The 10,133-nt window shown below is 48.9% G+C and carries 10 protein-coding genes; 7 read left to right on the top strand and 3 right to left on the bottom strand.

All coding sequences use genetic code 11. The features are described 5' to 3' along the window. Window positions 1–257 precede the first annotated feature (257 nt). Window positions 258–875, top strand: a complete 618-nt coding sequence (locus UTM25_RS21825; protein ID WP_123061105.1) for a recombinase family protein — start codon at window positions 258–260, stop codon at window positions 873–875. 276 nt (window positions 876–1,151) lie between these two features. Continuing rightward, window positions 1,152–2,105, top strand: coding sequence for an Rpn family recombination-promoting nuclease/putative transposase (locus UTM25_RS21820; protein ID WP_123061103.1), 954 nt, complete (start codon window positions 1,152–1,154; stop codon window positions 2,103–2,105). On the opposite strand, the gene UTM25_RS21815 is transcribed toward UTM25_RS21820, so the two are convergent. From UTM25_RS21815 to UTM25_RS21805, 3 genes are all read right to left on the bottom strand, one after another. Continuing rightward, entirely contained in the window at window positions 2,102–2,710 is a 609-nt protein-coding gene (locus tag UTM25_RS21815) for a DUF2913 family protein (protein ID WP_123061102.1), read from the bottom strand. The genes UTM25_RS21820 and UTM25_RS21815 overlap by 4 nt on opposite strands. A gap of 125 nt (window positions 2,711–2,835) precedes the next feature. Beyond that, window positions 2,836–3,195 carry a DUF6685 family protein gene (locus UTM25_RS21810; protein WP_320704300.1) on the bottom strand — a complete coding sequence of 120 codons (360 nt, stop codon included), beginning with the start codon at window positions 3,193–3,195 and terminating at the stop codon, window positions 2,836–2,838. Window positions 3,196–3,229: 34 nt separating this feature from the next. Next, window positions 3,230–6,217, bottom strand: a complete 2,988-nt coding sequence (locus tag UTM25_RS21805) for a Tn3 family transposase (protein ID WP_233108841.1) — start codon at window positions 6,215–6,217, stop codon at window positions 3,230–3,232. A gap of 168 nt (window positions 6,218–6,385) precedes the next feature. Here UTM25_RS21805 and UTM25_RS21800 point away from each other — a divergent pair, with 168 nt between their 5' ends. The 5 genes from UTM25_RS21800 to UTM25_RS21780 form a co-directional block, all read left to right on the top strand. Next, entirely contained in the window at window positions 6,386–7,015 is a 630-nt protein-coding gene (locus UTM25_RS21800; protein ID WP_123061100.1) for a recombinase family protein, read from the top strand. Between the two features lie 158 nt (window positions 7,016–7,173). Then, window positions 7,174–7,518, top strand: coding sequence for a hypothetical protein (locus UTM25_RS21795; RefSeq protein WP_164472314.1), 345 nt, complete (start codon window positions 7,174–7,176; stop codon window positions 7,516–7,518). 422 nt (window positions 7,519–7,940) lie between these two features. Beyond that, a complete protein-coding gene (locus tag UTM25_RS21790; protein WP_194401966.1) occupies window positions 7,941–8,546 on the top strand; it encodes a CPBP family intramembrane glutamic endopeptidase in 606 nt (201 codons plus the stop codon). Window positions 8,547–8,548: 2 nt separating this feature from the next. Then, a complete protein-coding gene (locus UTM25_RS21785) occupies window positions 8,549–9,802 on the top strand; it encodes an HlyD family secretion protein (protein WP_123061096.1) in 1,254 nt (417 codons plus the stop codon). Further along, the coding region (locus UTM25_RS21780) for a cysteine peptidase family C39 domain-containing protein (RefSeq protein ID WP_320715348.1) at window positions 9,802–10,133 on the top strand (332 nt) is incomplete at its 3' end. The genes UTM25_RS21785 and UTM25_RS21780, both read left to right, overlap by 1 nt.

Raw genomic sequence — 10,133 nt, 5'->3', positions numbered from 1 at the left:
CGGTTCGCGCTGTACGCTTACAAATATTTCAGGTGATCGTATTTTATTTTGTTGACCAGCCGCGCAAACCGTGAGTCTGTTCAGAACTCGTTTCTGAACAGGGGAGGGGTTGGACAAGCCCACCGGGCGCGTCAGGTTGTAACAATTGGGTATGCTCTATATATACCATCAGCAAAGATACCGAAGAATGTTATTGTGACCACATAAGTGATACCATATTACACAAGACCACTTAAATGTTACCAGAAGGGCAAATAATGTTCGTTTTTGGTTACCTCCGGGCATCAACATCAGAGCAGGATGCCAGTCGGGCAAAAAATGCACTCAAGGCATTTGCAAACCAACATGGCCATCGTATTGCTGGCTGGTATATCGATAATGTATCCGGTACGACAATGAACCGCCCTGAACTAATCAGGCTTCTTGAAGATGCAGAACCCGGTGATATCATTCTCATTGAACAAGTCGACAGGCTTACCCGTCTGGATGATGGGGGCTGGGAGACCCTCAGAAAGCAAATCACCGACAAGCAGCTGGCCATCGTCAGCCTTGATCTACCAACCAGCCATCTGGCGCTATCCAGCACAGTAAGTGATGACTTTACCCGTAGCATGCTGAAGGCCGTAAATGGCATGATGCTGGATATGCTCGCCGCTATTGCCCGAAAAGACTACGAGGACAGGCGACGTCGCCAGGCTCAAGGTATAAGCAAGGCAAAAGCAGAGGGCAAATATCGGGGCAGGGTAGCTGATGCGCAGAAACATGAACTGATACGCACTCTGCGTCTGGTCAACGGTAAATCGCTGCGGGAAACAGCCCGTCTGGCTGGAGTTTCAAAAATGACGGTCATCAGAGTCTGCGCCAGCGTTAGTTAGATACCGAACGCCGGCATTCCCGGCAAGGAAGAAAGAACTTATGCCATCCACTAAAAAAAATGATGCATATGCACGCTGGCTCATAGAGCAGGCAAACAGGAAAGAAAAAGAAGAAATTTCATGTTCGCTCGGAAGGCTAAAAATCACTCTGTTTAATGTTGTGGTGATCGGCCTTCTCTCAGCTATTTTGATACTAGCGATAATGCATGTACCTTCATAGAGCAGCGTGCAGCCAGTAGTGGTAACATATCGGGGTCATTTTTCAGAGCCAGGCTGATGAAGAAGAAAAGCAGCACACTCACTCCCCACGATGCCACGTTCAGGCAGTTCCTGACGCAACCGGATATTGCCCGGGATTTCATGGAAATTCACCTGCCTGCAGAACTGCGCTCAGTCTGCGATCTCAGCACACTGAAGCTGGAGTCCGGCTCGTTCGTAGAGGAAGATCTCCGCCAGTATTTCAGTGACGTCCTCTACAGTCTGAAAACCACAGCCGGCGACGGATATATTCATGTTCTGATCGAGCACCAGTCAACGCCTGACAAACATATGGCTTTCCGCCTGATACGCTATGCGGTGGCCGCTATGCAGCGCCACCTGGAGGCAGGGCATAAAAAACTGCCTCTGGTGATACCGGTGCTGTTCTATACGGGTAAACGCAGCCCGTATCCTTATTCAACCCGGTGGCTGGATGAATTTGACAATCCGGCGCTGGCAGGCAAGCTCTACAGCAGCGCTTTCCCGCTGGTAGACGTTACGGTCATTCCGGATGATGAAATCGCCGGCCATCGCAGTATGGCCGCACTGACTTTGCTGCAGAAACATATTCATCAGCGGGACCTCGCTGAACTGGTTGACCGGCTGGCACCCATTTTGCTGGCCGGATATCTGTCTTCATCCCAGGTAATATCGCTGGTACACTATATCGTGCAGGCAGGCGAAACAGCTGACGCCGAAGCCTTTGTACGCGAACTGGCACAGCGTGTGCCGCAACACGGAGACGCACTCATGACCATCGCACAACAGCTTGAACAGAAGGGTATCGAGAAGGGCATCGAGAAGGGCAGGGCTGAAGGCCTGCAGCTCGGTGAACAGCGCGGTATTGAAAAAGGAGAGCGTGAAGCTACCCTTAAAATTGCCCGTACCATGCTGCAGAACGGTATCGATCGCAGTACCGTCATGAAAATGACCGGTCTGTCTGAAGACGACCTTGCGCAGATCCGCCACTAATCCTTTCCTGAGACTCCCTGTCCGGCCATCAGCGTAAACTGGTGGGGCAGGGAGGCACCAGACTCAGGCTCTGCGTGCCAGTCACAGCGATTAAACAGCTTAATCACCCCCGCCACATTCCCCGTCAGACCCGCTGTCAGCGGATATATCTGTCGGCCGCTGTCGTCAAAAGCGACATCGAGGTTGTCCCGGGACAGATAAATGCCGTTCACGCCCGCACTGAGCGCCACGGCATTTCGGCCGGACCATTCGCGATCGCTCAGCAGACGGTAGTTCCAGTGCATATCTTTCGCTGTTTCCAGGGCATACGTCAGCCGGAACAGGTCGTTCTGCTCGGACAACTCACCGGTGCAGGAGCGCCAGAGGTAATTCAGCTTGCTGGCCAGCTTCGCGCTGATGCCCAGCTGGCGCCCCTGCTTCAGAAGCCATTCGATATCGGGTGTAACATCACGCGAAAACCGGCGTTGCTTAAGCGCAGTCGCAAGCCATCGGGTGAGAAAGAGGTTTTCCTGTGCCGGCGACAGAACGCCACCATCCTGTCTGGCCAGCGCAAGTGCCACCAGGGCGCACCATGCAAGATGGCCCGATTTATCTGTCAGCGTCAAGCTTGCCTACTCCCTGTATCAAAATTCGTTATACGAGGCAGCTCGCGTCGGTATTAATCCGGGCCATAGCATGCTTCCGTCAGAATAATAACCGATCGACACTGAAATTTTAAACTCAGGCGGGATTAAGGTCGTTCCAGGGATATTGTTTCAGCCGTTTGTATGGACAGCAGATTCAGTTGTTTACCGAAATCCGGAAAGCCTGCAGCAGAGAGTACATCAGCAACAGCACTGGCTCTGGGATGGCCTCGTTCAAGCCAGGCGAGTCTGAGAGCAACACCGGCTTTCTCTGTATCATGCATGTTACGCGGCAATTCGGAATGACCAAACGGGCACTCAAAGGCATTCATGGCGTCGAAGAAGCTGCCGAAAATTTCGTCGGCTGGAATAGCATAAAGATGCCATTTCTGACGTAAAGCCGTGATCATCGGCACATTTACACTGTAGCGACAGAGTCTGCCGGTAAGCGGAACTGTAATGCCCAGGCGGCATGCCTGGGGTCAGTTTGGATATCGAAAATTATTGTACGTTAAGGTCGTTTTTTGACCTTTCTACTTTAGCTGGCCGCAGCCGACGAAACTTACCTGAAGCCGGTATCCGGTTGCTTTTCCAGATATAATCGCCAGTAAGATTGATGTGTTCCCAGCCTAGCGCGGACAAATGCGATAGCAGTTGCTCGTTGATCTTCATCCCTTTACGCTTCAGGGCATCGACCGCTCTTTCCATATAGACGGTATTCCACAGCGAGATAGCTGCCGTCAGCAGCGTCAGTCCGCTGGCGCGATAGCTCTGATTTCCCGGTTTACGATCCCTGATTTCACCCAGACGGTGCAGGAATACCGCGCGCGCCAGCGCATTACGGGCTTCTCCTTTATTCAGTCCCGCCTGGACCCGCCGACGAAGTGCCGGATCGCGGAACCAGTCGAGCATAAACAGCGTTCGTTCAATACGGCCAATTTCCCTCAGTGCTTTGGCAAGTCCGTTTTGCTTGGGGTAGCTGGCAAGCTTTTTCAGCATCAGGGATGCCGTCACGGTTCCCTGCTTTATCGAGGTTGCTAGGCGCAGTACTTCACGCCAGTGAATTTCGATCTCTTTCAGATTCAGGCTGGTTGTTGATATCAGTGACTGAAGCGCCGGGTATTGTTCTGCTTTCCCTTTGATAAACAGCTTTTTGTCGTGGAGATCCCTGATTCGTGGACAGAACGCAAAGCCTAGCAGATGCATCAGGGCAAAGACATGATCGGTGAAACCAGCTGTATCGGTGTAATGCTCCCTGATTTCCAGGTCGCTTTCGTGATACAGCAAGCCATCGAGAACATGGGTTGAATCCCTGACCCGACTTATTATGCAGGTGTAAAACGGGCTGTATTGATCCGAAATATGGGTATAAAACTGACGTCCAGGCTCTTGCCCATATTTCGGGTTAACCTGCCCTGCGTAGCGGCCTGAGCTGCCTGTTCTGAAATTCTGTCCATCTGATGATGACGTTGTTCCGTCTCCCCAGAATGCCGCCAGTGGTCTTTTTCCCTGCGCATTTACCAGCTCAGCAAGAGCGGCTGAATAGGTTTCGTCGCGGATGTACCATGCCTGAATATCTTCGAGTGATGATTTGGTGCTCCCGGGGCAGGCTTCTGCCATTTTGGTCAGGCCAAGATTGATGCCATCCGCAAGAATGGTGGTGAGGAGCAGGCGGGTATCGGGACGGGTAATGTCATTTTTTATATGCGAAAAATGACGGGTAAACGTCGTCCAGCTGTTTACCTCGTCGAGAATTTCCGTGATTTTAGGTCGCGGCAGCATGCTGTAAACCAGTTCTGCCAGCGGTGAAACCTGTGCCGGAACGCAGTCATCCAGCGGAGAGACTTTTACGCCCCTGTCGGATATTTCCACATCGGGCAGTTCACCAAGGGCAGCCATGGCATTGATCTCTTCAAGTCTGGACTGAAGCAGAGTCATACGGCTGGCAATGTACTCATGATAATCAGCAGATACGGGCAGTGGCAGCGCCTGTGTGAGTTTGTCAAAGTCCTTTTCGGGAATGAGGTAATCATCAAAATTTTTGTAGCGGCGTGAGCCTTTAACCCAGATGTCCCCGGAGCGCAACGCTCCCTTAAGCTCGCTGAGCGCACAAAATTCATAATACTGCCGGTCAATACCCGCAGGTGTAATCACCACCTTGCGCCAGCTTTCAGGGACAAACTCAAACGGCGCAGTCGCCGGAACTTTACGTGACTGCTTCCGGTACATATCCTTGATCACAACCAGCGCATCAGCCAGAGGTTGTGCTGCCGGGGTTGCGACTAACTGTAAAGTGGACAACATGCGCGGGGCATATTTCCGTAATGTGCTGTATTTCTCAGTAATAATATGCAGCGGGTCAAAATTATTTTTTCTGGCGAGATGGCGTGTTTCCTCCAGACTGGCGACAAATTCAGGCCAAGGGAGTATGTTTTCTATTGCGAGCCATGGATCGCCACCGGAGTCGCGGGCATCAGACAGCGCCTGACCAACATCGATGTACTGCCTCAGTTTGGACTGGATCAGCTTTCCGGTCTGCTGAAGGCGCTCAGCCTGTGTTCTTTTGGCTTTGCTGAAAAGGCTGTTCAGCATTCGCTCATGCAGCTCAATCACTTCGTCTGTCAGTGTGGCTCTGGCTTCTTCCAGCACGCACACCAGGATCGCATGACGGCGGGCTGCTGAAAATCGGGTCAAATCCCGGCTACTCATCTTTCGGCCTTCCCGCGCCAGTTTCAGCAACCGATTCTGGTGAATGGTACGATCTATACCTTCAGGTAATGCCAGCGATTCAATGCTACTGAGCCGATCAAGATGTTGCAGCACGTTCTTACCATTGATTTTACCCGGCGGTTGCAGAAGCCATGTCAGCCTGGAAGGCTGATTATCTGATGACTCAAGTAAACGATCCTGGGCATGCTTGTGCGCCGGGGTTAACGGGGCATTCAGGGTCTGAAATACGATTTTATCTCCGCCAGCCATGGCCTCCGCACAGGTGCGTTCCACGACATCAATCACGGGAATTATCACGTTGTTCTGTCGGAGCCAGGCCAGTAACTCTTCGGCCAGGAGAATACCTTTATCGGTGCGCGTCGCCATCGACAACAGGTGCGTAATACAGTTCTGCTGTATTTTGCCGGTGAACGCCTTTACGCCAAGATAGCGGTACAGTTCGGTTAAATGCTCACGTCGGGTCGTATCCCTGCCGGAAAGATAAGCAGGCCAGAGATCCCCGGTAAGCTTTAGCCTGCTGGCGATATGCTTCAGCAGCGCATCAGAGGGTGGGATTTTTTTATCCGGAGCAAAGCCGACATTTTTCAGGTAGCAAAGAAGGACGGCAAAACCAAAACGGCTGGCAGGTTTACGGTGAGCACTGATAAGTGCCAGATCGTGCTCACTGAAATAGGCCATTCGGGTCAGCGCTAACTCATCATCTGGCAATGCCAATAATGATTCTCTTTCCGACAGAGAAAGAATCTGCCTCCTTGCCATATAGTTTCCCTCATAAATTATTCGGTGCGGTATTTTTAACAAAAATGCTTATCGCATAAGGGTACACCCTTACACAATAACCAAAACGTGACGGCACACAATGAATGACATAACCTATATGCGATAGATTAAATTCAATAACCTAAATGCGATAATGCGGTGAAAAAAATGTTCATCAGAGCTTATTTGAGGGCATCGACGGAAGACCAATTTGCCGATCGGGCAAAAGAGATGCTGGAGCAGTTCGTCCAGGAACGGGGACATAAAATCGCCAGCTACTACCGGGAAAATATCAGCGGGACAAAACTTGACCGTCCGGAACTGGGGCGCTTACTGATGGACAGTCACCACAATGATATCCTGCTGGTCGAACAGATAGATCGTCTGACCCGTTTGAGTAACAGCGACTGGATGACGCTGAAAAAGCAGATAGAACAACATGAGCTTCGGATTGTCAGCCTGGATGTCCCTACCTCATGGCAGGCGCTGTCAGATAAAGGCGCTTCACAGGCAGACCCAGTCACCCGTGCCGTGATAAGCGCCATCAACAATATGCTTATCGATCTGATGGCCGCAATGTCTCATAAAGACTGGCTGAGTCGCCGCCAGCGACAAAAACAGGGCATTGAACGAGCGCACACACTGGGTAAATACCGGGGGAAGCAGGCTGATCATGAGCGGCATCAGAAAGTTATGTACTACCGGCAGGTTAAGAAACTGAGCATTCAGGAAACCGCAGATGCTACTGGTTACAGCCCTTCCCAGATTTGCCGAATTCAGCTACTTCATAAAAAATAACCACATGAATTTACTAAAAAAATTAACGCATTAGGGCCAATATTTGATACACATTCCTCGATATTTACATTTAATTACAAATATTCACTATTCACACACATTTCGTATATGTAACAGTCGGATAGCACATTTTGCTAAAACAACAAAAGAGGGATTTTATGTTAAATACCAGAGAGTTAAGTTTTGATGAAATAGCGCAGGTGAGTGGCGGGGGTGCTAACGGCCTGGATGCCTCAGACCGTAATTATGGTGGCTCGAAAAATTCATCTAGTTCAAATGGCTCTGGCTCCAGAAATGGCAGTATTTACAATGGCGTTGATTCCTGTGGAGCTGGGATTTTAGGCGGGTTAGTTGCAGGTTCTCCTGGCGGGCCAATCGGTATGACTGCTGGCGTTATTGGTGGAGCTATTGCTGGCCAATGTACCACGAATAGTTTCAGTAAAGCTGATTCTAAAGGTGGTAATCAGAAATCCACCGACTTTGCCGGTCAATGTCGGTGGTGATTATATAATTAGCTTTTATAGTCCCACTAAATCATCAAGAATCATCATTTCCCCGATCATTCTTAATGATGATGCGGTAATAGTGGGATTGTCGCATTTTTATTTTAAAGTTTTTTATTTTATACATATGAGAAAAATATTTTATTTCGTAACTTACTTGATACTCTTCATCATTGGTTTTGAGCTATTGAATTTTGCTAATGTTCTTGACATAGAGTCAGCATCACGTAGCGAAAAGATTTCTAAGTTTATTACTATGATAATTGTTCTTATAGCAATAAGTAGATGGGGAATTCGATTGTATATTCGAATGACCGGATACGAAAGCTGTCAGAAGATCAATGGCAAGAAATAGTTTAACTATAAAAAAAATATTTCTATCATTATGCTATTGAGTACTGGTGAGTATTTAAGGAGGATGCATGGAGTTAAAAAAAAGAAAGGATTTGTATCTTGTGCCAGTTATTATTTCTATTGCAATTACTGCACTACCTCTTCTAACTACAAAATGGGTAGGCTTGGAAAAGTCATTGTATTTTATGTACATAGCAGAGTTTGCTCTTGGTCTTTGGATATTTATCTATATTTATAAATCGCACTTGAGAATTGGTGGTTTAACAACGTTATTAACGTGCCTGCTTCTTATATTATTTATTCAACTCATTATCTATGTAAAAAAAGAGCCAGATTTCGAGGCCCTTCACATTCCCAGTTATTACATCACACCATACTTGTTTGCTATTTTTGTCGTGCCTTTCTATGAAGAATGTATTTATAGAGGGTGTCTCATGGATTTTTTTTGTAATATATTCAAAGGTGGTTTGATATTACCAATTGTGTTATCTTCAGCAATTTTCTGTGGTATGCATACACAATATACCGGATTGCTTAACTTTGCCGTGCTATTTATCGTCTCTATAATCCTTTCATTTTCACGGATCAAATCTGGAAGTTTATTGTCGCCCATGTTATTGCATTCATCTATGAATGCCTTTGTGATTTTACTATCGAATCTAAACGTCTTTTAACAATGAAAGTATTCAGGGACGAAGCGCTTAACTATCAGAGCGAAAATGAGCATGGCGACATTATATTGCCAGCATCCTTTTCATTAACAGTATTTTCTGTAGCAACTCTTTTCCTGCTATTGTGCATATCACTGTTTGTTTATTATGGCAGTTACACTCGCAAGGCTCATCTTGCGGGTATCGTTATGCCCTCATCTGGGTTAATCAAAATAACCCCTCAATTTACCGGATACGTCACCAGACTGACGGTATCGGAAGGTCAGCATGTTATTGCCGGAGAATCTCTTTATCACATCAGCGGCGAGCATTATGACGGGCAGGGAACGGGTACGCTGGCAGCTATGAGTTTGTCTCTCAGAACACAGTATATCATGCTGGGCTCTCAGCAGATGCTGGAGTCTCGCGACAATCAACAACAGCAGAAAGCTGTGCAGCAGCGAATCGCCTCCATGCAGCCACAGATCAGAAGTGCAGAGCAACGTCTGTTACTTGCTGAACATCAGGTCGGGCTGGCCACATCCGTCATGGCCCGCTATAAAAAACTGGCAGGCACACATTACGTTTCGGATATTGAATTTCAGCAGAAACAAATCGATGTCTCCACGGCACAGCAAAACGTTGAGGATCAGCGACAGGGGCTTTTGCAACTGCATTCTGCGATAGAAGCCGCTGGAGACGAACTTAATCACCTCATTGTCCAGGGGGAAAGCCGTAAGGCTGAACTGGACAGACAGCTGCAGGGGATCAGGCAACAGCAGGACGAACTGGCAGGGCAGGAAAAATTCACGCTGACGGCACCGGTATCCGGAACAGTTGCTGCAGTGCTTATCAGGCAGGGGCAGTCTGTCAGGGCATCAGAGCCGGTTATGACGATGATGCCTGACAATGCGCGTCTGCAGGTTGAACTCTATGCCACCAGTCAGAATGCCGGTTTTATTCAGCCGGGACAGCGGGTGGCGCTGCGGTTCGCCGCCTTCCCGTACCAGAAATTTGGCGTTCAGTACGGGACTATCCGTGAAATCAGCCGTACAACGCTGACCCCTTCGGATTTGCTCTCCGTATCTCCTGTGACCTGGAAGGAAAATGAGGGGCATTACCGCGTCATCGTTGAACCTGAGAAGACCTTTATTCTGGCTTATGGAAAAAAAGAACCTCTTCGTCCTGGTATGACACTTGAAGGGGATGTCAGCCTTGATACACGTCATTTATGGGAGTGGCTGACGGAACCACTCTGGAGTCTGAAAGGAAAACTGTAATGGGATCACTGAACTGGACAGGGATAAAACAGCTCCCCGTTATCCGGCAGACAGAGTCAGCAGAATGTGGACTGGCGTGTCTGGCAATGATGGCCTGCTGGCATGGTCTGCAGACGGATTTACCCACACTCCGTGAACGCTTCAGTGTCAGTACTCAGGGGATGACCCTGCAGAGGCTGATTGAGTGTGCCGCGGGTATCAGCCTGTCTTCCCGTGCTGTCAGGTTAGAGCCGGAAGACCTGAAGTCCCTCTCTCTCCCCTGTATTCTCCACTGGAATATGAATCATTTCGTCGTGCTCCATAAAGTTCGCCTGTCTGGTGTGCTATCAAT

This window comes from Enterobacter sp. 61D5 (assembly GCF_034107965.1).
GTDB lineage: Bacteria > Pseudomonadota > Gammaproteobacteria > Enterobacterales > Enterobacteriaceae > Enterobacter > Enterobacter cloacae_M.
Note: the sequence above shows the minus strand (reverse complement) of the source record. Positions and strands in the feature narration are given on the sequence as shown.

Coding starts and splice junctions, on each gene's coding strand:
- UTM25_RS21825 (WP_123061105.1), top strand. CDS start 258: ATGTTCGTTTTTGGTTACCTCCGGGCATCAACATCAGAGCAGGATGCC.
- UTM25_RS21820 (WP_123061103.1), top strand. CDS start 1,152: ATGAAGAAGAAAAGCAGCACACTCACTCCCCACGATGCCACGTTCAGG.
- UTM25_RS21805 (WP_233108841.1), bottom strand. CDS start 6,217: ATGGCAAGGAGGCAGATTCTTTCTCTGTCGGAAAGAGAATCATTATTG.
- UTM25_RS21800 (WP_123061100.1), top strand. CDS start 6,386: ATGTTCATCAGAGCTTATTTGAGGGCATCGACGGAAGACCAATTTGCC.
- UTM25_RS21795 (WP_164472314.1), top strand. CDS start 7,174: ATGTTAAATACCAGAGAGTTAAGTTTTGATGAAATAGCGCAGGTGAGT.
- UTM25_RS21790 (WP_194401966.1), top strand. CDS start 7,941: ATGGAGTTAAAAAAAAGAAAGGATTTGTATCTTGTGCCAGTTATTATT.
- UTM25_RS21785 (WP_123061096.1), top strand. CDS start 8,549: ATGAAAGTATTCAGGGACGAAGCGCTTAACTATCAGAGCGAAAATGAG.